20 protein-coding genes and 1 pseudogene are annotated in these 21,475 nt (G+C 69.2%); 15 read left to right on the top strand and 6 right to left on the bottom strand.

Annotated features, from left to right (window positions below; all coding sequences use genetic code 11):
* Positions 1 to 64: 64 nt before the first annotated feature.
* The 5 genes from MKK53_RS16845 to MKK53_RS16825 all read left to right on the top strand — a co-directional run bounded on the left by MKK53_RS16845 (position 65) and on the right by MKK53_RS16825 (position 3,961).
* The gene (locus tag MKK53_RS16845) at positions 65 to 964 is read left to right on the top strand and encodes an ImmA/IrrE family metallo-endopeptidase (RefSeq protein WP_243929847.1); all 900 of its coding nucleotides are present in this window, start codon (positions 65 to 67) and stop codon (positions 962 to 964) included.
* Between the two features lie 195 nt (positions 965 to 1,159).
* Positions 1,160 to 2,413 carry a flavin monoamine oxidase family protein gene (locus tag MKK53_RS16840; RefSeq protein ID WP_243929846.1) on the top strand — a complete coding sequence of 418 codons (1,254 nt, stop codon included), beginning with the start codon at positions 1,160 to 1,162 and terminating at the stop codon, positions 2,411 to 2,413.
* A gap of 142 nt (positions 2,414 to 2,555) precedes the next feature.
* Positions 2,556 to 3,461 carry an SDR family oxidoreductase gene (locus MKK53_RS16835; RefSeq protein ID WP_243929845.1) on the top strand — a complete coding sequence of 302 codons (906 nt, stop codon included), beginning with the start codon at positions 2,556 to 2,558 and terminating at the stop codon, positions 3,459 to 3,461.
* A 34-nt stretch (positions 3,462 to 3,495) separates the two neighbouring features.
* Positions 3,496 to 3,663 carry a hypothetical protein gene (locus tag MKK53_RS16830; RefSeq protein WP_243929844.1) on the top strand — a complete coding sequence of 56 codons (168 nt, stop codon included), beginning with the start codon at positions 3,496 to 3,498 and terminating at the stop codon, positions 3,661 to 3,663.
* A gap of 91 nt (positions 3,664 to 3,754) precedes the next feature.
* Positions 3,755 to 3,961 (top strand): DUF6582 domain-containing protein, encoded by a 207-nt coding sequence (locus MKK53_RS16825; protein WP_243929843.1) that lies wholly within the window; start codon positions 3,755 to 3,757, stop codon positions 3,959 to 3,961.
* A 136-nt stretch (positions 3,962 to 4,097) separates the two neighbouring features.
* Here the strand turns inward: MKK53_RS16825 and MKK53_RS16820 are convergent, their stop codons facing one another.
* Positions 4,098 to 4,562 carry a MarR family winged helix-turn-helix transcriptional regulator gene (locus MKK53_RS16820; protein WP_243929842.1) on the bottom strand — a complete coding sequence of 155 codons (465 nt, stop codon included), beginning with the start codon at positions 4,560 to 4,562 and terminating at the stop codon, positions 4,098 to 4,100.
* A gap of 343 nt (positions 4,563 to 4,905) precedes the next feature.
* On the opposite strand from MKK53_RS16820, the gene MKK53_RS16815 reads away from it, so the two are divergent.
* The 6 genes from MKK53_RS16815 (at position 4,906) to MKK53_RS16790 (ending at position 12,452) form a co-directional block, all read left to right on the top strand.
* Positions 4,906 to 5,781: an STAS domain-containing protein gene (locus MKK53_RS16815; RefSeq protein ID WP_243929841.1), complete on the top strand. Its 876-nt coding sequence runs from the start codon at positions 4,906 to 4,908 to the stop codon at positions 5,779 to 5,781.
* 4 nt (positions 5,782 to 5,785) lie between these two features.
* Positions 5,786 to 6,187 carry an STAS domain-containing protein gene (locus MKK53_RS16810; RefSeq protein WP_243929840.1) on the top strand — a complete coding sequence of 134 codons (402 nt, stop codon included), beginning with the start codon at positions 5,786 to 5,788 and terminating at the stop codon, positions 6,185 to 6,187.
* The gene (locus MKK53_RS16805) at positions 6,168 to 6,572 is read left to right on the top strand and encodes an anti-sigma regulatory factor (protein ID WP_243929839.1); all 405 of its coding nucleotides are present in this window, start codon (positions 6,168 to 6,170) and stop codon (positions 6,570 to 6,572) included. Before MKK53_RS16810 ends, MKK53_RS16805 begins: the two co-directional genes overlap by 20 nt.
* A 2-nt stretch (positions 6,573 to 6,574) precedes the next feature.
* The gene (locus MKK53_RS16800; RefSeq protein WP_243929838.1) at positions 6,575 to 7,570 is read left to right on the top strand and encodes an ATP-binding SpoIIE family protein phosphatase; all 996 of its coding nucleotides are present in this window, start codon (positions 6,575 to 6,577) and stop codon (positions 7,568 to 7,570) included.
* On the top strand, positions 7,567 to 9,468 hold the full coding sequence (locus tag MKK53_RS16795) for an ATP-binding protein (RefSeq protein WP_243929837.1): 1,902 nt from the start codon (positions 7,567 to 7,569) through the stop codon (positions 9,466 to 9,468). The genes MKK53_RS16800 and MKK53_RS16795 overlap by 4 nt, the downstream gene beginning before the upstream one ends.
* Positions 9,469 to 9,563: 95 nt before the next feature.
* Complete coding sequence (locus tag MKK53_RS16790; protein WP_243929836.1) at positions 9,564 to 12,452, top strand: PAS domain S-box protein; 2,889 nt, start codon at positions 9,564 to 9,566, stop codon at positions 12,450 to 12,452.
* 207 nt (positions 12,453 to 12,659) lie between these two features.
* Here MKK53_RS16790 and MKK53_RS16785 read toward each other — a convergent pair whose 3' ends face one another.
* From MKK53_RS16785 to MKK53_RS16770, 4 genes are all read right to left on the bottom strand, one after another.
* A complete protein-coding gene (locus MKK53_RS16785) occupies positions 12,660 to 13,796 on the bottom strand; it encodes an alpha/beta hydrolase (protein ID WP_243929835.1) in 1,137 nt (378 codons plus the stop codon).
* A gap of 94 nt (positions 13,797 to 13,890) precedes the next feature.
* Positions 13,891 to 14,307, bottom strand: a complete 417-nt coding sequence (locus MKK53_RS16780; RefSeq protein ID WP_243929834.1) for an ester cyclase — start codon at positions 14,305 to 14,307, stop codon at positions 13,891 to 13,893.
* A 25-nt stretch (positions 14,308 to 14,332) separates the two neighbouring features.
* On the bottom strand, positions 14,333 to 14,629 hold the full coding sequence (locus MKK53_RS16775; RefSeq protein WP_243929833.1) for a hypothetical protein: 297 nt from the start codon (positions 14,627 to 14,629) through the stop codon (positions 14,333 to 14,335).
* A gap of 14 nt (positions 14,630 to 14,643) precedes the next feature.
* Complete coding sequence (locus tag MKK53_RS16770; RefSeq protein ID WP_243929832.1) at positions 14,644 to 15,720, bottom strand: catalase family protein; 1,077 nt, start codon at positions 15,718 to 15,720, stop codon at positions 14,644 to 14,646.
* A gap of 165 nt (positions 15,721 to 15,885) precedes the next feature.
* Between MKK53_RS16770 and MKK53_RS16765 the strand changes: the two genes are divergently transcribed.
* The 4 genes and pseudogenes from MKK53_RS16765 to MKK53_RS25465 all read left to right on the top strand — a co-directional run.
* Positions 15,886 to 16,455 carry a type 1 glutamine amidotransferase domain-containing protein gene (locus MKK53_RS16765; RefSeq protein ID WP_243929831.1) on the top strand — a complete coding sequence of 190 codons (570 nt, stop codon included), beginning with the start codon at positions 15,886 to 15,888 and terminating at the stop codon, positions 16,453 to 16,455.
* Positions 16,456 to 16,531: 76 nt separating this feature from the next.
* Positions 16,532 to 17,614: a catalase family protein gene (locus tag MKK53_RS16760; protein WP_243929830.1), complete on the top strand. Its 1,083-nt coding sequence runs from the start codon at positions 16,532 to 16,534 to the stop codon at positions 17,612 to 17,614.
* Positions 17,615 to 17,665: 51 nt separating this feature from the next.
* A complete protein-coding gene (locus MKK53_RS16755; RefSeq protein WP_243929829.1) occupies positions 17,666 to 18,571 on the top strand; it encodes an alpha/beta fold hydrolase in 906 nt (301 codons plus the stop codon).
* Positions 18,572 to 18,574: 3 nt separating this feature from the next.
* Positions 18,575 to 18,709 (top strand): annotated as a pseudogene (locus MKK53_RS25465) (hypothetical protein); the annotation flags it as partial.
* A 12-nt stretch (positions 18,710 to 18,721) separates the two neighbouring features.
* Here the strand turns inward: MKK53_RS25465 and MKK53_RS16750 are convergent.
* On the bottom strand, positions 18,722 to 21,421 hold the full coding sequence (locus MKK53_RS16750) for a PAS domain-containing protein (protein ID WP_243929828.1): 2,700 nt from the start codon (positions 21,419 to 21,421) through the stop codon (positions 18,722 to 18,724).
* Between the last annotated feature and the right edge of the window lie 54 nt (positions 21,422 to 21,475).

Here is a 21,475-nt window from a genome sequence, read left to right as displayed (position 1 = left end):
GGTGCCGCCGTTGTGGCGGTGGTGATGTCCTGCGACCCTGGCCTCGAATCGAATCGAGAGCGCCATGGCCGCCCCCGCACAGATGAGCCCCCTGCGTTGGGCGATCCAGCTGACCCAGATGCTCGACAAGGTGATGGGGGACGACCGGTATCCCGTCGATGTCGAGCAACTCATCCTCGAATACTCGCAGCAGGTCTGGCCCGACGACCCGGTACTCGGGATCGAGAGCCGGCCGATCCGGGGCTTCGAGGGGGCGTTGGTGCCGCTCCGCGACGACCGGCGGGGGTGGCTCGTCATCAGCAACTCCGAGGCCACGCCGGGGCGACGGCGTTTCACCGTGGCGCACGAAGTCGGCCACTACCTCCTCCACCGGCACCGAATTCCCCTGCACGGCATCTACTGCAAGGAAGAGGACGTCAGCCACCGGGCCGGCAAGGACATCGAGAAGGAGGCCGACGAGTTCGCCGCCGCCCTTCTGATGCCCTCGCACGATCTCCGTCGTCAGATCGACCCGAAGGCCAAGCCGACGCTTCTGGAGCTGGGGGCACTCGCCGAACGATACGGCGTCTCGCTGACTGCGGCGGTGCTACGTTGGCTGGAACATACCGAACGTCGTTCCGTCATGGTCGTGTCGACGGAGGGGTATGCCCTTTGGGCTCGTTCCAGCGGACTCGCCTACAGGACCGGGCGGTACATCAAGACTTCGGGCAGGCCGTACGAGATCCCCCCGGCTTCCGGCGCCGCGCAACCGCACCTGGCCGACGAATGCCGCGTGGGCATCAAGCATGCCGCGGGGGTCTGGTTCGACGAGGACGTTGAGGAACACACGGTCCACGCGACCGCCTTCGACAAGGTCATCTCGCTGCTTCACATGGGAGATGGAATGGCACGGTGGCAGGTGCCAGACGAGGAGCAGGAAACCGACGTCGTCGATCGTTTCGAGGCACTCAAAAGGATCCGATAAATATCCTGCGGTGAACGGGTACCGGTGAGCCCTTAACACGAACGCCGCCGTCGTCGCCTTCCGGCAGGCGGAGGCCAAGCCGTCGATCTCGAAGGGAATTCGCGTCGACGCTGAGGCGTGGAGGTCTAGGAGCACCGCCCGCTCAATCGCACCTGAACAGTTGGAAGCTGTCCTGGCCGACCTCATCTTGGCCTCATGGGCAACGCGTTCGACGTCATCATCGTGGGGGGAGGCGCCGCCGGCATCGGTGCCGCGCGGCGGCTTGCGGCCCACGGCTCATCCGCCGTGCTGCTTGAGGCGTCCGCGCGCCTCGGAGGCCGAGCCTTCACGCAAGAGCTGGGTGGGTATCCGCTCGACCTCGGCTGCGAGTGGCTCCATTCGGGCGACCGCAACTCCTGGGTCGCCATCGCCGAGGCATCGGGCTTCCAGGTCGACCGGGGCGAGCCGCCCTGGTCGATGGCGCACCCCGGCATCACCCAGGACGAGGATGCCCAGGAGGCGGCACAGAAGGCGTACGGCGACTGGGAAGAACGGCTCCGCTCGGTCGCTGCGGACAGCGACCGAGCCAGCGACGCGCTTGAGCCCGGCGGCGTGTGGAACGCCTACGTGCGGGCCATCGCCGGCTTCATGAGTGGCGTCGGACCCGAGGAGATCTCCGCCATCGACTACCTGGCCTACGACGATGCCTCGACGGGCAGGAATTGGCACGTGCCGCTCGGTTACGGCACGCTCGTCGCCGCCAGCCTGCCGTCCGCGACGACGCTGCGGCTCGCCACCCCCGCCGAGCGGATCGACCTGACGGCGGACGGCGTCGCCGTCACAACCCGCGCCGGCACCGTCCGCGTCGGGGCCGCCATTCTCACGGTCTCGACCGCGGTCCTGGCCGGCGACGCGATCCGCCTTCCCTCCGGAACCGATCCCTGGCGCGAGGCGGCCGCCGCACTACCTTTGGGCCGCAACGAGAAGGTCTTCCTTGAAATCGGGCGCGATGCCGCGTTCGAGGCGGACACACATGCCTATGGCAATCTCGACGACGCGAGGTCCGCCGCCTATTCCATCCGTCCCCACGGGTGGCCGGTGATCGAGGCGTTCCTCGGTGGCGACGGCGCCCGCATCGTGGCGGAGGAAGGCCCGGCCGCCGGCTTCGCCCACGTGTCGGCCGAACTAGCTTCACTGTTCGGCAGTGACGTGGCGTCGGCCATCCGCCCCCTTGCGGCGACGTCCTGGAGCCGGATGGCGTCCATCGGTGGGGCGTATAGTTGCGCCCTGCCGGGCCGATCCGATGCACGGGCGCGGCTGGCCCGGCCATTCGAGGACCGCCTGTTCTTCGCCGGCGAGGCGACGCATCCTTTCGACTTCACCACCGCACACGGAGCCCACGACAGCGGGGTAAGGGCCGCCGACGAGGCCTTGGCGGCGCTCGGGGACAGGCGGGGCGAAGCGGCCTGACGAAGCCCCGGAGGCGTCCGCATGGCCGCAGGGGCCGGAACATCCGGGGGCGGGGCCGATTTCCGAAGTTCCCGGACAGCATCACCCAAGACGCGCGCCGCACGGGCTGTCCCGTACGAAGTCGGTGCGCCAGGACAACTTCATGACCGACGCCGCCGACCAGCGCCTCACAATGCAGGACCCGCGCACCCAGTACCCGCAGCCGCCGTTCAAGCGCCAACCCCAGGAGGCGCCGGGCCTCGCCGAGGCGATGGACCCGAAGCCGGACCATGGCGAGACCAGCTACGTCGGACACGGGCGCTTGGCGGGGCGTAAGGCCCTGGTGACCGGCGCCGACAGCGGCATCGGGCGCGCGGCCGCCATCGCCTTCGCCCGCGAGGGCGCCGACGTGGCCCTGAGCTTCGTCGAGGCCGAGATGCCCGACGCCCGGGAGGTCGCCAAGCTCATCGAGGCCGAGGGGCGCAAGGCGATCCTCCTGCCCGGCGACATCACCGACAAGGCGTTCTGCGAGACCCTGGTCCACAAGGCGATCACGGGCCTGGGCGGCCTCGACATCCTGGTGAACAACGCCGGCAAGCAGATCAACCAGAAGGACATCGGCGACATCACGGACGAGCAGTTCGACCTGACGCTGAAGACGAACCTCTACGCCATGTTCTGGATCACCAAGGCCGCGATGCCGCTGCTCCCGGCCGGGGCGTCCATCATCAACACCGCGTCGGTGGTGGCCTACAACCCGCCCAAGATCCTGGTCGACTACGCCACCACCAAGGCAGGCATCATCGCGTTCACGAAGGCTCTGGCCAAGCAGTCCATCGAGAAGGGCATCCGGGTGAACGCGGTGGCGCCGGGACCGTTCTGGACCGCGCTGCAGCCATCGGGCGGCCAGCCGCAGGAAGCGGTCGAGAAGTTCGGGTCCGAGGTGCCGCTCGGCCGCCCCGGCCAGCCCGTCGAGCTCGCGCCGATCTACGTGTTCCTGGCGTCCCAGGAGGCGAGCTTCGTGACCGGCGAGGTCTACGGCGCCACCGGTGGCAACGGCACCGCATAGGGTTTCCCGGCGCGGATTGGGATAGGAGAAGGCGATGATCGACGACCGTGACCTACCGGCGGAGCCACCGGTGACCGAGGACATCGGCCTGCCGACGCCGCCCAGCCCCGGACGCCTGCCCCCGCCGCACCTGCCGCCGGCACCACCGAGGGAGGATGCCCCCTCGTCCGACGAGGTGTCGCCGGATCGCTCCGATCCCTGAGTCCCTCGGTGCCGGCCACGTGCGAGCGCCGGCACCGCCCAGGCCTTGGGACGTTTCCTTGGAACGGAGATGGTCCAGGAGGACAAGAGAGATGACGAAGCTGACGAGCGAGGACCGCGAGGACATTCCGAAGGGCAAGTACGCCCTGCCGGAGGAGAGGAAGTACCCCGTCGAGGACAAGGCGCACGCGCGCAACGCCAAGTCGCGCGCCGCCCAGCAGGAGAAGGCCGGCAACCTCTCGACGGCCGACCGGAAGCGGGTCGATGCCAAGGCCGACGAGATCCTCGACAAGGACTGACCGCGCGCCGTTGCTAGGTCTTCGGCACCTCCATGCCTCGCCTCACCGCCGGACGTTTGCCGACCCGATCCAGCCAGGCATGGAGGTTCGGGACGACCGGCAGGGTGTCCCGCAGCGGCTCCCTCAGGAAAGCCGTCTAGGTTCGCTCGTCCTGCGGCACCACACCGGTGGCGGCGATACGGTCGGTTAGATCCTTCAGCTCCTGACGAAGCACGCCGAGATCCTTCTCGCCGAGGCCGGTACGGCAGACGACGGATTGCTGCGCGACCGAGACTTCGCCCTCAAGCCTGATGCCGGCCTCGGTCAGTCCGACGAACACCACTCGCCGGTCCACGCCGCGGGCGCGGGTCACGAACCCGGCCGCCTCCAGCTTGTCGACGAGCGGGGTGACGGCGTTCGACCCGAGCTGCAGCCGCTCGGCGAGGGCATGGACCGGTGCGGCACCGTCCTGCCACAGGGCGAGCATGACGAGGTACTGCGGGTAGGTCAGTCCGAGCTCGGCAAGCATCGGTCGGTAGGCGCGCACCACCGCGTTGGTCGCGGCGTAAAGCGCGAAGCAGAGCTGGTCGTCCAACCGAAGTCTGGACTTCTTCGAACCCATCGCTCAAATTCCATTCAGGTCTGGATGATCCACGCATGAACGAAGCTGTCAAGCGGCGGTGACCCGGACCATAAGCCCGCCCGGCCAGGCGAGACCCGGATCAAGGGTCCGCCAACGAGGAGAAACGCCATGAGTGCAGTTCGCCTGCCGCGGCGGCGGCATCCTCGCCACCTTGGGCGTCATCGCGGTGGCCGCCGTAGCCTTGCTTCTGCGGGCCGGTTGAACGGCGTCGGAATCCGGAAGGCCAGGAACAACTTGGCCTGGCAAGACCCACCGCGGCGATGACGCCTATCGACCACAAGCCGAGCAGGCTAGACGCTAAACGACGACGAGGGATGACGGGATGACCATGGACGGCACGGAGGTCCTCAAGAGGGCCGTGACGGAGGACGAGGCCGCGATCCTCGGCGACTGGACCGGGGCCTTGAGGGAAAGCGGGTCGCTCCAGAGCGGACGCATCCGCGAGGCCGAGCTCCAGACCCAGGCCAAGGTCGTCCTCAGTCAGTTCAGCGACGCCCTCGCCGCCGGCGGCCTGGACGCGGACGGCGAGGGTTACGCGACGTTGCGTGAGACCCTTGCCGACATCTCCCGCTCGCGGGCGATCCAGGGGTTCACCCCGACCGACACGGCTAACTTCGTGTTCTCGTTGAAGGAGCCCGTCTTCGAGGCGCTCCGACGGACGTCCGCCGCGGACGCCTCCGCCCTGGCGGCCGGAGTATGGGCCGGAGGCAAGGTGCTCGACCGGCTCGGCCTGCACACCATGGAGGTGTTCCTGGCCAGCCGCGAGGAGGTCATCGGGCGCCAGGGCCAGGAGATCGCCGAGCTCTCGACCCCGGTGGTCCGGCTTTGGGACGGCATCCTCGCGCTGCCGCTCATCGGCACCCTCGACAGCGCCCGGACCGGCGTCGTGATGGAGAACCTGCTCCAGGCGATCGTCGACGAGGAGGCCGAGATCGCCATCATCGACATAACCGGCGTACCGACGGTCGACACCCTGGTGGCGCAGCACCTGCTGAAGACCGTCGCGGCGGCGCGGCTGATGGGCGCCGACTGCATCGTCTCCGGCATCCGGCCCCAGATCGCCCAGACCATGGTCCATCTTGGCGTCGAGCTGAACGTCGTCTCGAAGGCGACCCTGGCCGACGCCTTCGCCGTCGCCCTGAGGCGGACCGGCCGCAAGGTAGTGCGCCAGCAAACATCAACCGAGGAGCGCCGCTGACGCCATGGACCGCATCCCGATCCTGAAGCTGGGTGGCGCCCTCATCGTCACCATCCAGGTCGACATGCACGACCGCCTCGCCCTCGCGCTGGAGGAGGACCTCACCGCCATGATCGCGCGCACCGGCGCACGCGGCGTCCTAATCGAGATCTCGGCGCTGGAGATCGTCGATTCCTTCATCGGGCGCATGCTGGTGAGCATCGCCGCCGTCTCGCGCGTCCTCGACGCGGAGACGGTCGTGGCCGGCATGCGGCCGGCTGTCGCCATCACCCTGGTCGAGCTCGGCCTGGAGCTGACCGGCATCAAGACCGCCCTCAACGTCGAGCGCGGCATGGCGTTGATCCAGGCACGGCTCGCCGAGGAGGAGGACGGTCGCGGGGGCGACCGTGACCGTCACGAAGGCTGAGACCCTGCCCGTCCGATCCGGCGACGACGTTGTGCGCGTGCGGCAGCGCGTCCGTGCGCTCGCCATCGAGATCGGCCTCGGGCTCGTCGACCAGACCAAGATCGTCACCGCCGCGAGCGAGCTCGCGCGCAACACCCTCGACTACGGCGGCGGTGGCGACATGCGGGCCGAGATCGTCCAGGCCGGGACGCGCAAGGGCCTGCGCCTGACCTTCGAGGATCAGGGCCCCGGCATCGCCGACATCGAGCAGGCGATGACCGACCACTTCACCTCCGGCGGCGGCCTTGGCCTCGGCCTCGGCGGAGCCAAGCGGCTTTCGAACGAGTTCCATATTGAATCGACGCCCGGGGCAGGCACGCGCGTGACGATCGCGCGGTGGAAGTGAGCATGCACCGGATCACCGTAACGGAAGCGAGCCAGGTGTCCGAGGCGCGACGGCGCGCGGTGGCGATTGCGCAGTCCGTTGGCTTCGACGAGACGGCGGCCGGCCGGGTCGCCCTCGTCGTTACCGAGCTCGCGACGAACATCGTCAAGTACGGCGTGCCCGGCGAGATCCTTGTCGGCACCTACGAGGACGGGACCGGCTCGGGCATCGAGATCCTCGCCCTCGACAAGGGACCCGGTGTCTCGGATCTCGGATCGGCGCTGCGCGACGGCCATTCCACCGGTGGCAGCGCCGGCGAAGGGCTCGGCGCGGTACGCCGCCTCGCCGACGCGTTCGACATCGTGTCTCGGCCGGGCTCCGGAACGGCGGTTCTGGCCCGTATGTCCGGCGTTCGTTCCGTCGCCCCGGAAGCCGAGGCGACCTTCGGTTCCGTGACGGTGCCCCTGAAGGGGGAGGCCGCGAACGGCGACGCCTACGGCATCCATGAGCGCGCGGACGGCTGGACGGCCATCGTGGCGGACGGCCTCGGGCATGGGCCGGATGCGGCGAAGGCGTCCGAGGAGGCCCTGCGACTGTTCCGACGCAACCAGGGCAAGCCGCCCGCCGCGATCCTGACGGCCATCCATGCGGGACTGTCTCATACGCGGGGCGGCGCGATATCCGTCGCACGCTACGCCCGGGACACCTCCACCCTCACGTTCACGGGCATAGGCAACGTCCTGGGCGCCGTCGTCTCCGGAACCGGGACCAAGCGCACGGTCAGCCTCGCCGGGACGGCGGGGCACGTGGCGCGACGCATCCAGGAGTTCGAGTACCCCATGAGTCCCGAGGACCTGTTCGTGCTGTGCTCGGACGGGATCGCGACGAGCTGGTCACTCGACGCCCATCCCGGCATTGCCGGCGCGCACCCGGCGCTCGTGGCCGGCGTGATCTTCCGCGACTTCGCCCGCGCCCGCGACGACGCCACCGTGCTCGTCGTGCGGGGACAGGTCCGATGAGGTGGCCGCTCCTCACCAGCGCCGTCGAGCACGAGGACGACATCGTCACGGTGCGCCAGCGCGTTCGCCGGCTGGCCGAGCGCCTCAGCTTCGAGGTCCAGGACCAGACCCGCATCGCCACGGCCGTGTCCGAGATCGCCCGCAACGCCTACGGCTACGCCGGCGGCGGCCGCATCGAGTACGGCCTCGATCAGGGACGGGACGGGCAGTTCCTGGTGATCAGGGTTAGCGACAAGGGCCCTGGCATCGTCGAGCTCGATGCGATCCTGGCGGGTCGCTTCCGCTCGACGACCGGGCTCGGCATCGGCATCACCGGCTCGCGCCGCCTGATGGACCGCTTCGAGATCGACACCGCGCCCGGCAACGGCACGGTCGTGACGTTCGGCAAGCGCCTCCCGCCCGGCGTCGAGGACTTCACGGGTCCCGGGCTGGTCAGCCTGGCCGACGACGTGGCCCGCGCCCGGACGGCGGAGCCGCTGGTCGCCCTGCGCGAGCAGAACCGCGAGCTCCTGAGCAGCCTCGCCGAGCTCGCGGAGCGCCAGGAGGAGGCACAGCGCCTGAACCGGGAGCTTGCCGAGACGAACAGGGGCGTGGTGGCGCTTCACGCTGAGCTGGAGGCGCAGGCCACGCTCCTGCGCGAGGCCGGCACCCTCCTTGAGAGCCAAGTCGCCGCGCGGACGGCGGAGCTCGCCGATGCGAACGCGCGCCTGCTGACTGAGGCGGCCGAACGGGAACGGATGGAGCAGAACCTGCGCCAGTCGCAGAAGATGGAGGCGGTCGGGCAGCTCACCGGCGGCGTGGCGCACGACTTCAACAACCTGCTCACCGTGATCAAGTCGTCCACCGACCTGCTGAAGCGTCCGGACCTCCCGGAGGATCGCCGCGTCCGATATATCGGGGCGATCTCCGACACCGTGGACCGCGCCGCGAAGCTGACCGGGCAACTCCTGGCGTTTGCACGCCGCCAGGCCCTGAGGCCCGAGGTGTTCGCAGCCTGCGACAGCGTGCGGGCCATCGGCGACATGATGGGTACGCTCACCGGCTCGCGCATCGAGATCGTCACGGAACTGCCCGAGGAGACGTGCTTCGTGCACGCCGACCCGAGCCAGTTCGACACGGCGCTCGTCAACATGGCGGTCAACGCACGCGATGCCATGGACGGCGAGGGCCGGCTCCTAATCCGCGTCAGGCCGGTCGAGGCGATGCCGGAGATGCGGGGTCACGCCGCCGTCACCGGGGCGTTCGTCGCGGTGTCGATCAGCGACACCGGAGTTGGGATACCCGCAGACGGCCTGGAGCGGATCTTCGAGCCGTTCTTCACGACCAAGGCCGTCGGCCAGGGCACGGGGCTCGGCCTCTCCCAGGTCTTCGGGTTCGCCAAGCAGTCGGGCGGCGAGGTCGCGGTCGAGAGCGAGGTCGGACGCGGCACCACCTTCACGCTCTACCTGCCCCGCGTCGCCGGCGGAGGCAGGGCGGTGGACGCTGGCGAACCGGAGTCGCTCATGGACGGACACGGCACCTGCGTGCTCGTCGTCGAGGACAACGCCGAGGTCGGGACCTTCGCGGTGCAGACGCTGACCGACCTCGGCTACGTGACCGTGCTGGCCACGAACGCCGCGGAGGCGCTGGCCGAACTCGCAAGCGATGCCGACCGTTTCGACGTGGTGTTCTCGGACGTGGTGATGCCCGGCATGAACGGCATCGATCTCGCGCATCGTATCCGCGAGCGACACCACGACCTGCCGGTGCTGCTGGCCTCGGGCTACAGCCACGTGCTGGCCGAGAACGGAACCTCGGGGTTCGAACTCCTGCACAAGCCGTACTCCATCGAGCAGCTTTCGCGCCTGCTGCGCAAGGTCGCCACCTGGCAGCGCCGAAAGCGCATCCTGGGCGGGTAAGGCGACATGGGGCCAAGCCGAGCGCAACGTTGCGAAAGACAAATCGGGAGCGGAAGTCGGATCGTGGGATCTACGGTGTCGAGAGGCAAGGCGTGATGTCCGGACAAGCCACGGGTCGGGCTCCACAGCCCTACCCTGACGCCAGCGGTCTCGCACCGGACGTGCTCCACCGGTCCATCTTCGAGAGCGCCGTCGACTTCGCGATGATCGCCACCGGCCTGGACGGCCGGGTCGTCGCCTGGAACGTCGGGGCCGAGCGCGTGCTCGGCTGGTCCGCTTCGGAGATGACCGGTGAGCCGGTGGACCGGATCTTCACGCCCGAGGACCGTGCCGAGGGCCGCCCGACCATCGAGATGCAACTTTCCCTGGCGGAGGGCCGGGCCGCCGACGAGCGCTGGCACCTGCGCAAGGACGGGAGCAGGTTCTGGGCGAGCGGCGAGATGATGCCGCTCCGGGACGCCTCCGGCGAGCACATCGGATTCCTCAAGATCCTGCGCGACAGGACCGGGGCGCGCGAGGCCGGGGAAGCGTTGCGCGAGGCCGAGATGCGGCGCGCCACCCTGCTGGAGCTGACCGACAGGCTGCGCGACATCCGCGATCCGGGCGACCTGAGTCACGCCGCATGCGAGGTCCTGGGGATCGCCCTGGACGTGAGCCGGGTCGGTTACGGCATCATCGACAAGTCCGCCGAGACCATCACCATCGAGCGGGACTGGAACGCACCCGGCATCGAGAGCCTGGCCGGCGTGCTGCAATTTCGCGATTACGGGTCGTACATCGACGACCTGAAGCGCGGCGAGACCGCCATCGTCCCGGACGCGGCGCAGGACCCGCGCACGCGCGACAACGCGGCCGCCCTGGAGGGCATCAGCGCCCGGGCTTTCGTGAACATGCCCGTGGTCGAGCAAGGCTCGTCCGTGGCGCTGTTCTACGTGAACCATGCGGTCGCCCGGTCATGGAGCGCTGGCGAGGTCGCGTTGATGCGGGAGGTCGCCGAGCGCGTGCGAGCCGCGACCGAGCGCCTTCGGTCCGAACGGGCCCTTCGCGAGAGCGAGGAACAGTTCCGCGTCTTCGCCCAGACCGTCCCGAACCAGGTCTGGGCGGCCCGACCGGACGGGTACCTCTACTGGTTCAACGAACAGGCCTACGCCTACAGCGGGAGCCCTCCCGGGTCCATCGAAGGCCCGACGGAATGGGGGCGCATCGTCCATCCGGACGATCTCGCCTCGGCCGGTGAGGCATGGGCGCATTCGCTGGCCTCCGGCGCGGTGTACGGGACCGAGTTCCGCATCCGTCGCGCCGACGGGGCCTACCGCTGGTTCCTTGTCCGGGCCGAACCCGTCCGGGCATCCGACGGCGGCATCACGCACTGGGTGGGCACCAACACGGACATCGACGACCGGCGGCGGCAGGCGGCCGAACTCGCCGAGCTGAACGCCACCCTGGAAAGGCAGGTCGCCGAACGCACCACAGACCGAAACGCCCTGTGGCAGTTGTCGAGCGACATCATGCTCCGTTGCGGCTTCGACGGCCGCATCGTCGCGGTCAACCCGGCCTGGCTGTCGATGCTCGGCTGGCGCGAGGATGACCTCGTCGGCTCGTCGCTATTCGACCTTCTCCATCCCGACGACGTCGAGAAGACCCTCGAAGGTGCGAGCCGCTCGGCCAACGGGACGTCGCTTGCCCGCTTCGAGAACCGCTACCGCCACCGGGACGGGAGCTACCGCTGGATTTCGTGGTCGACCCGCCCCGACGACCGCCTGATCAACGCGGTCGGTCGCGACGTCACGGCGGAGCGGGAGCAGGCCGAGGCCCTGCGCAGGGCCGAGGAGCAGCTTCGCCAGTCACAGAAGATGGAAGCCGTCGGGCAGCTCACCGGGGGCTTGGCGCATGATTTCAACAACCTGCTCGCCGGCATCTCCGGCAGCCTCGAACTGCTGCAGACCCGGATGAGCCAGGGCCGGCTCACGGACATCGACCGCTACGTCAATGCCGCCCAGGGCGCCTCGAAGCGCGCCGCCGCCCTGACGCACCGTCTCCTGGCCTTCTCGCGTCGCCAGACCCTCGACCCGAAGCCGACCGACGTGAACAGGCTCATCGGTGGGATGGAGGAACTCATCCGCCGCACCGTGGGGCCATCCGTCCACTTCGAGGTTGTCGGCGCTTCCGGGCTGTGGCCGGCGCTGGTGGACCCCCCGCAGCTTGAGAACGCCCTGCTGAACCTGTGCATCAACGCTCGCGACGCGATGCCGGACGGTGGTCGCATCACCATCGAGACCGCCAACAAATGGCTCGACGAACGCGGGGGCAAGGATCGTGACCTGCCGCCCGGACAGTACCTGGCGCTCTGCGTCACCGACACCGGCACAGGCATGCCGCCGGACGTGATCGAGCGCGCCTTCGACCCATTCTTCACGACCAAGCCCATCGGCCAGGGCACAGGTCTCGGGCTGTCGATGATCTATGGGTTCGTCCGCCAATCAGGCGGACAGGTGCGGATCTACTCCGAGGTCGGCGAGGGCACGACGATGTGCCTCTATTTGCCCCGGCACTACGGCGAGACCGAGCAGGCCGACGTGATGGCCTCGCTCGGCGATGCACCCCGGGCGAAGCAGGACCAGACCGTGCTGATCGTGGACGACGAGCCCACCGTCCGCATGCTGGTCACCGAGGTGCTGGAGGATCTCGGCTACACCGCCATCGAGGCCGCCGACAGCCAGTCCGGCCTCAAGGTCCTGCAGTCTGACGTGCGCATCGACCTGCTGGTCACCGACGTCGGCCTGCCGGGCGGCATGAACGGTCGCCAGATGGCCGACGCCGGCCGCGTGTCGCGCCCCGACCTTAAGGTCCTGTTCATCACCGGCTACGCCGAGAACGCGGTCGTTGGCAACGGCCACCTCGAACCGGGCATGGCAGTCCTGACCAAGCCGTTCGTGATGGAGGCGCTGGCCACCCGTATCAGGGACCTCATCGCAGGGCCGTGATCCCGGCGTCCCGAACGGCCCGAGGACCGTCACCCGTCGGTGCACCGACGGTCGCAAGGTCATCGCGGCCGGGTCGAGGCCGCGGTGACCTTGCGCAGGATGCGGGACAGCTGGTCAGAAGGGCCGGAAGGAAACCCGTCCGGACATCATCCGAGCGGGTTTCGATGTCACGTCCCGCCTTGCCGGCTGGCTTCCTGCCGCAGCGACCTAGCGAGGCGCCGTCGTACCCGTGGCGGTTCCGGCGAAGGCCGCCTTGAGGTCGCCGATCACGGCGTCCTCGGCCTGCTTGGCCTTGGCGACGACGTTGCCCATCCCGAAGAACTCGTGCGTGACGCCGGGATAGTCGCGATAGGTCACCTGCCCACCGGCCGCCTTGATCTTGTCGGCGAGCATCTTGCCGTCGTCGTGGAGCGGGTCGATCTGCGCGGTCACGACGGTGAACGGCGGCAGCCCCTTGAGATCGGCCTTGCCGACGATGTCGAGGCGCGGGTCCGAGCGGTCGGCGTCGTTGCGGACCGTCTGGTCGTAGAACCAGCCCATCATCGGCTTGTCGAGCGGCTTGGCGGACGCGTTGTCCTTGTAGGATGGGGTGTCGAGGTTGGTCCCGGCCATCGGATAGACCGCCACGACCCGGAGCGGCTTCTCGACGTTTCCGTCGCGGGCCGCGATGGCGACGTTGGTCACGAGGTTGCCGCCGGCGGACTCGCCCAGCAACGCGAGCTTCGAGGGGTCGCCGCCGAAGCTCTTGGCATTCGCCAACGCCCATTTGTAGGCGGCGAAGGCATCCTCCTGCTGGGCGGGGAACTTGGCCTCGGGCGCGTGGCGATACTCGACCGAGACGACCACGGCCTTCGCGCCCTTGGCGATGGCGCGGGGCGTCGCGTCGTAGGTGTCGATGTCGGCGATCACGAAGCCGCCGCCATGGTAGTAGACCACCACCGGCAACGGACCGGTGGCACCGTCGGGCGTGTAGATCCGGACCTTCTGCGATCCGCCCGCGGTCTCGTAGGCGAGTTCCCTCGTGCTCACACCAGCCTCGGGGGCGGTGCTCTTGCCCTGCTCCTTGAGGAGTGCCTTGACGCCGTCGGCTGCGCTCGGCTGCTGGCGGGCCTCCTGGGGCGACAGCTTCGGGATCGGCTTCGGATCGAGCGTCTTCATCGCGTCGAGCACGTGCTTCATGTCGAGGTCGAGGTCGGCCATCGGCGACCCGGTCACCGTCGAGACGGCGCCGTCGAGGCGATCCTTCATCGTTGGCGTCTCCTGCGCCCAGACCGAGGACGCCGTCAGGAGGGTGGTGCCGGCGAGAAGCGCGGCGATGCTATGTGTCTTGATGCGTACTTGCATGTTGATCCCTTGTATTGAATCGGATGCCTTCGGGTTGCTGCCGAAACCACCCCCGGTCTCATGCGGTGTTTGCTGGTCCCGTGAGACGGCACCTTCAAGCCTCGACGGCGCCGATCTGTTTGAGCATCGTCAGGTTGTCCATCAGCGCCCAGTGCTCGGCCAGCCTGCCGTCCGCGATGCGGAAGTAGTCCATCACCACGATGTCGACCGCCTTGCCGGTCGCCGGCACGCCCTGGAACTCACCGGTGTGCCGGCCCTGGAAGCGCAGGCGGGCGAGCACGCGGTCTCCCTCGGCTATGACCTCGTCGATGGGCATCTCGATATCGGACAGGCCGCCATGCAGCACATCGCCGAGCCTGGCGACGCCGGCCGGCCCGCGGACCTCGAAATCAAGGCCAGGGTCGTGCCGCACGAAGTCCGGCGCGATGAAGCGATCCCACCACGCTTGGTCCCGGTCGCGGAACGCGACGAAGTACGCCCGCACGAGATCCTTGTTCGATTCCATCGACATCGCTTTCTCCCCGCCCATCGCCGCCTCAGCGCGCCTCGACCCTGATGCAGGTGAAGGCGACCGGCAGGGCCTTTCCGCCCTCCGCCTTCCGCGTGAACGAGGCGGCGTTGGCGGTGGTCGAGGCGATGGCGTGCTCGACGTCCGGGCTATCGACCGGCAGCACGTAGTCCTGACCGCTTTCCACGCCCTTGGTCGGGTCGAAGACGCGGATGGTGACGTTGTACGGCTTGAGCTCCGTCTTCATGATGTCCCCTGCCTGGAGTTGCGTGGACCCGACGACGGCGAGCGCCGCCAGGACCGCGCCCGAGATGAGGCCGCGCATCGTCGTCTCCGTTCTCAGCGCCCGGCACCAGGCTCGTGGATCGGGCAGCCGTTGAAGCGCTGGCGGAACTCGGCGGAATGCTTGTAGGGGGCATTGCGGGCGCGGTTGATGTTGCCGAGCGGGCGGTGCGCCGCGAGGCCGGTCCAGATCGAGAAGCGCATCTCCTCGTTCACGGCCTGCACGCGGGCCTCGTCCCAACTGTCCTGGGGACGGGCGGTGATCAGGCCGACCCGCTGGAACGGCGCCTCCTCCTCGTTCCACTCGACGGTGGGGTCCTCGACGGGCTGGCGTTCGAGGTCGCGGCAAAGCTGGACCCGGAACTCCCAGACGCCCTCGATGGCCTCCATCTCGGACTGCACCGTCTCGCGGATCGCGTTCGGCCGGCCGGAGGCATCGATCTCGGTGCCGGTCAGCGCGGTCAGGCCCGGGGCGACGGGGGCGACCGAGAACTTCGCGATGTGGTCGCCGTACCGGAACGGGGTGACGCTGTAGTAGGTCTCGCCGAGCGGATCGACGTTCGGAGCGCCGCCGAGCGAGCCGATGGTCGGGCTTTCGATGCCCACCGCCGTCAGGGCCTTGTTGACGCCGCGCAGAACGGTGGAGGCGGCGACCTTCAGCCCCTCGACCCGGTCGGTCGTGCCGGCAAGCATCTTCAGGCTGCCCAGGAATTTCTCGGCGTTCGGCGCCTGGAAGACCTTGCCGTTGACCATGATGAAGTTCTGGGTAGTGCCCTCGGCTTCGGGCAGGCGCTCGCCCTCGACGTCGAGCACCTTCAGGGCGAGGCCGCGCGGCAGCGAGACGGCGTCCGGCAGGATGTCGCCGGCGTTGGTCGACAGCCGCATGAAGACCTTGTGCTCGCCGGGCTTGGCGAACAGGCCCTGCGCCAGTTCCGGCGGCAGGTTGGGATCGATCCTGAGAACGCCCTCCAGGATGCCGTGCGCCTTGGCGTGGACGGAGCGGACGGCATGGCCCGAGTCGTCCGCGACCGTCTGCAGGATCGTGTCGAAGGTCTCGTTCAGCCCCTCGATTGTCTTGGCTTCGTCAGGCTTCACCACCTCGACGTCGGGGCTGTAGCGGACAGGGGCTTGCAAGGCTCACGACTCCGTTTTCTGCAATTCGGAAATGAACCTCCTTCGTCGTTCTCCGTTCCATCACGCGTGAATGAATCGCCGGGGACGCACCTCCGATGGGGTTCGCCGAGCCGACGGCCGCCACACCGGGAGCGGGTCCTATCCGGCCAGGAAACGGAGAGAGACATGAGCCTCCAAGGAAAGAAGATCGCCATCCTGATCGCCCCGCGCGGGACCGAGGAGCCGGAGTTCGTCCAGCCACGCGATGCGGTGACGAAGGCCGGCGCGAGCGTGACGGTGATCGGGCTGGAGGCCGGTGAGGCCGAGACCGTCAACAACGACCTGGACCCGGCAGGGCGCTACGCGGTCGACGCAACCATCGAGCGTGTCTCGGCCTCCGATTACGACGGGCTCGTCATTCCGGGTGGCTGCGTCGGCGCCGACAAGCTCCGGGCGAGCAAGGCGGTGGTCGCGTTCGTCCGGGACTTCTTCGCCCAGGGCAAGCCGGTCGGCGTGATCTGCCACGGACCTTGGACCCTGGTGGAGGCGGACGTCGTGAAGGGGCGCACCCTAACCTCGTTCCCGACGCTTCAGACCGACATCCGGAACGCCGGCGGCACCTGGGTCGACCAGGAGGTCGTCACGGACAAGGGCCTCGTCACCAGCCGCAATCCGAAGGACCTGCCCGCCTTCTGCGCCAAGATCGTCGAGGAGTTCGCCGAGGGCCGCCATCCCGACCAGGCCCGCAGCGTCTGAGGGCCGTCCTGCTTTCGGCCGGTCGCACAATCCGCGGCCGGCCCGCGTTGCCCCTCATAAGATCCGCGAGGTGACCATGACCTATCTTCGATACGCCCCCGACATCGAGAAGCCCGCCGAGGGCGAGCAGCAGACCATTGACGGCATCATCAAGGGGATGACGCAGCAATCCGAGACGGTCGAGGCCCGCGAGCAGCACGCGGTGCGCGCCAGCCACGCCAAGAGTTCGGCCTGCGTCACCGGTGAGTTGACGATTCCACCGGGCCTGCCCCCCGAACTGGCGCAAGGGCTCTTCGCCAACCCCGGCACCCACCCCGTCGCGGTGCGCTTCGCGCAGGGGCCGGGCGAGACCCTGGGCGACCGCGTCTCGACCCACCGCGGCATGTCCATCAAGGTGTTCGACGTCCCCGGCGAGAAGCTGCCCGGCCATTCCGTCGAGACCCAGGACTTCGTCCTCGCGACCGGGACCACCTTCCCCTCCGGCACGGCGGCCGGCTTCCTGCGCGACGGCACGGTCATCGGCAAGTCGACCGGGCTGCCGGAAGGGGTCAAGAGCGCGGTCTCCTCGACCATGCGCAACCTCAACCGTGCCCTGCATGCCTTCGGGACGGAGAGCGCGCTCGCCGACTTCTTCGGCCATCCCTACAGCCATCCCCTGGCCGACAGCTACTTCAGCCAGGCGCCGGTCCGCTACGGCGACTACGTCGCCAAGCTCGGGGCCGTGCCGTCGACGGAAAGTCAGCTCGCACTGTCCGAATGGCGCCTCGACCCGCACCAGGACGAGGACGGCTTCCGCCATGCGACGGTCGCCTTCTTCCGGGACCACGAGGTGGTCTTCGAACTGAAGGCGCAGCTCTGGGCCGATGCCGAGAGGCAGCCCATCGAGGACGCCTCGGTCGACTGGCCGGTCTCGATCAGCCCCTACCGGACGGTGGCGACGCTGCGCCTGCCGCGCCAGGACGCCTACGCGCCGGACCGAGTTCGCTACTTCGACGAGGTGATGACCTTCCGGCCCGCCCACAGCCTCGCGGCACACCGGCCGCTCGGATCGGTGATGCGCGCGCGGCTCCAGGTCTACCAGGCCCTGAGCGCCTTCCGCCATCGCGAGAACGGCGTGGCGGAGGAGGATACCGCGAGCATCGACCGCATCCCGGCCTAGGACCGGCGTTTCGGACGCCGGTGAGCATAGCCCTGCCAAAGGAGGCTTCGCGTGAGCGAGCAACAGGTCGAGACCACACTCCTGAACGTGAACGTCGACTTGGCGGGTCCGGCGGACGGCCCTGCCGTCCTCCTGCTCCACGGCTGGCCGGATGACGCCACGACCTGGGCGACCGTGGCCGGGCATCTGAACGACGCCGGCTTCCGGACGGTGACGCCGGAACTGAGGGGTTTCGGACGTACGCGGTTCCGCTCGGTCGACACGCCGCGCACCGGCAACTCCGGCATCCTGGCCCACGACGCCATCGACCTGATGGATGCGATGGGCATCGCGACCTTCATGGTCGCGGGCCACGACTGGGGCTCGAACGCCGCCGAGGCCATGGCGGTCGGCTGGCCCGGGCGCGTGACCCGCATGGCGATGCTGTCGACCCCGTCGCGTCTCGGCGGCATGCCGACGCCGCCGTTCCCGCAGTGCCAGCGCCAGTGGTACCACTGGTTCCAGGCGACCAGGCGCGGCCAGGACGCCGTGCGGGCCGATCCCAAGGGGTTCGGCCGCATCATGTGGGACAACTGGAGCCCGCCCGGCTGGTACGACGAGGCGACGTTCGCGGCGGTCGCCGCGTCCTGGGAGAACCCGGACTTCGTCGACGTCACGTTGCACTCCTACCAGGCGCGCTGGGACGAGGCCGAACTGGACCCGCGCTCGGCCGAGCTTGAGGCGAAGGTGAAGGCGACCAAGACCCTGTCGACCCCGACCCTCTACATCCAGGGCGCCGTCGACGGCGTGAACCCGCCGGAGGCGAGCAAGGACGTACCGTCGAAGTTCTCCGGACCCTTCGAGTTCATCACCCTGGACGGGGTAGGCCACTTCGCCCCGCGAGAGGCTCCGGACGCCGTCGCGGCGGCGCTCGTCCGGCACTTCCGGGCCACGGAAGGTAACGAGGGAACACGGTGATGCGTGCTTGCCTCGGGCTACAGCCACGTCCTCGCCGAGAAGGGCACCCACGGGTTCCCGTTCCTGCGCAAGCCTTACTCCGTCGAGAACCTGTCCCGCATGCTGCGCCGGGCGGTCCGTCGGTCACGGGGCGGCTGACCGACGCCCCCCTCAGTCCGAGGACTGGAAGTTGACCAGCGGCGCCTCGACCGTGCAGGTCAGGCCGTCGAAACGGAAGTCCGAACGCAGGCATCCGCCGACCTGAACCGTCAGACCGCGCTCGATCAGGCGCGAACCGAACCCCTTGTGCGTCGGCGGTGCGACCGGCGGTCCGTCCCGTTCCTCCCAGACGATGCGGAGCAGCGGGCCGTCGGCAGCCTCCACCACCGTCGCCGTCACCGCCACGTGGCCCTCCGGTACCGACAGGGCGCCGTACTTCACCGCGTTGGTGGTCAGCTCGTGAAGCGTCAATGCCAATGACATCGCCGCCCGGCCGCCGATGGGCACGTCCGCCCCCGAAAACGTGACCTGGCCACTTCTCCCATGGACCCCGACGCCCTGGCGCACCACGGCCTCAAGGGACGCACTCACGGCTGCGCCGCCGAGCAGGATGTCATGGGCGTTGCCCAGCGCGACCAGACGACCGCCGAGCACCTCGCGGGCCGCCTCGACATCACCGGCACCTCGGAGGGTCGAGGACGCCACGGCCTGCACCATGGCGAGCAGGTTCTTCATCCGGTGCGAGAGCTCGTGGTTGAGCAGGTCCTGGAGCGCCTCGGCCCGCTTGCGGTCGGCGATGTCGCGCGAGACCGTCGCGAACCCGGCGAACTCGCCACCCGGACCGCGCAGGGAGAACTGGTTGTAGTGGACCGGCACCGGCTCCCCGGTGCGGAGGTTGCGGAACTTGAAGTCCCCGGCCCACGTGCGCCCAGCGACGACGGCGGGAATGATGCTCTCCTCGACGTACGGAAGGTCTTCCGGCACGAAGAAGTCGCGGACATGGAACGCGCCCGCGGCTTCCCCGTCTTCGAGCCCGATCAGGCGGCGGCCCGCCGGGTTGATGTACTCGCCTCGTCCGTCCGCGTCCGCGATGCCGATGAAGTCGTCGGACTGCTCGACGATGGCCGCCAGCCGCGCCGCCTGGGTCTCGGCGCGAAGGCGGTCCTCGACGTCGACCAAGATGGTGACGGCGGCCACGAGCGTCCCGTCGTCGCCGCGCACCGGGGCACTGGACACCTCGAAGCGGCGGACCTCGCCGGTCGAGGCATCGCGGTGGCGCAGGAGCTCGGCGTGAACGGTCTCGCCCCGGCGCAAGGTGCGGGCCGTCGGGTAGTCCGCGGCCTCGTAGGACGTGCCGTCCGCGCGCTGCGCGCCGTGTCCCTCGCGCAGCGCGTCCGGATGGCCGCCCACGCCGAGACCGATCATCGCCTGCGCCCGGTCGTTCACGAGCGTGGTCCAGCCGGAGGCGGCATCGGTCACCGAGATCCCGACCGGGGCCTGCTTGAAGACGGACCTGAGCAGGCTCCGCTCCAGCACGAGTTGCCGCTCGCTCTCGCGCAGCGCCCTCTCGGTGGCCCGAAGGTCGGTGAGGTCGAGCATCGCCCCGATCATGCGACTGGCGCCGCCGTTCGTGTCCCGGATGACGTAGCCGCGGTCGAGGATCTCGGCGTATTCCCCGTCGGCGCGGAGGAATCGGTAGGTGTCCGTCCAGGCCGAGCCGCTTCCCTCGATGACCGCATGGATCGAGGCGTCGATCCGCGGGCGGTCGTCGGGGTGGATGTGCTCGATCCACCAGTCGCCGGTCGGCCGCACGCCATCGGACGCATGTCCGTATGCCGCCTCCAGCGCCGCGTTCCAGCGCACGTGGTTCGTCGCAAGGTCCCAGTCCCAGATCGCGTCGTTCGTGGCGCGGGCGGCGAGGCGGTAGCGCTCCTCGGTCTCGGAGAGGGTGGCGAGCGCCGTCTTGCGGACGGTGACGTCGCGGACGGTGCCGATGAAGCGCACCGCCTTCCCGTCCTCGACGATGGCCTGTCCCCGCGCCGCGACCCAGCGCGTCACGCCGGTTTCGGCGGAGACGGTGCGGTACTCGATGTCGAATTCCAGGGAACCGGCAGGGTCGAGCGCGGCCTGGACGGCGGCGTCGGCCGGTCCGCGGTCCTCGGGATGCAGGTTTGCCAGGAACGAGCCCTCGTAGGTCACCAACCCGCGCTCGGGCACGCCGAACAACTCGCGCACGCGCCGGTCCCAACGAAGCTCGCCCGTGACGAGATCGAGGTCCCAGACCCCGATGCCCCCCGCCGCCGTCGCGAGCCGTAGCTGCTCCTCGGCCTGTCCCTTGGCGGCGAGCGCCTGCCCGCGGTTCTCGATGGCCCGGTGCAATTCCATCTGCACCATGACTTGCCGGGCGAGCGTGCGGAGCGCCTCCCGCTGGTCGTCGGTCAGCCCTTCGGGGCGCGGCTCGTGATCGATCACGCACAGGGTCCCGAGGACGGCGCCCTCGGGCGAGTGCAGTGGCGCCCCAGCGTAGAAGCGCAGGTGCGGCTCGCCCGTCACCAGGGCGTTGTCGGCGGTGCGCAGATCGAGCGTCAGGTCCGGAATGACGAGCAGGTCGTCGAGGCCGAGCGCATGGGCGCAGACCGATTGCGAGAGCGGCGTCTCGCAGGGGTCGAACCCGATCCGCGCCTTGAACCACTGTCGATCCTTGGCCACGAGGCTCACCAGCGCCACCGGGGTCCGGCAGAACTGGCAGGCGAGCGCGACGATGTCGTCGAAGCCCCGCTCGGGCTCGGTGTCGAGGATGTCGTAGCCGGCCAACGCCGCAAGACGGTCCGGGGCCTCGACCAAGCCCGGATCGGACGACGACGCGGTCATTCCGCGGCCTCCCTGTTGGACGCCGCCTCGACGGCGTCGACGGCTAGAATTCGG

Origin of the sequence: Methylobacterium sp. J-076 (assembly GCF_022829405.1) — a bacterium.
Lineage (GTDB): Bacteria > Pseudomonadota > Alphaproteobacteria > Rhizobiales > Beijerinckiaceae > Methylobacterium.
This window is presented reverse-complemented; position numbering and strand designations above follow the sequence as displayed.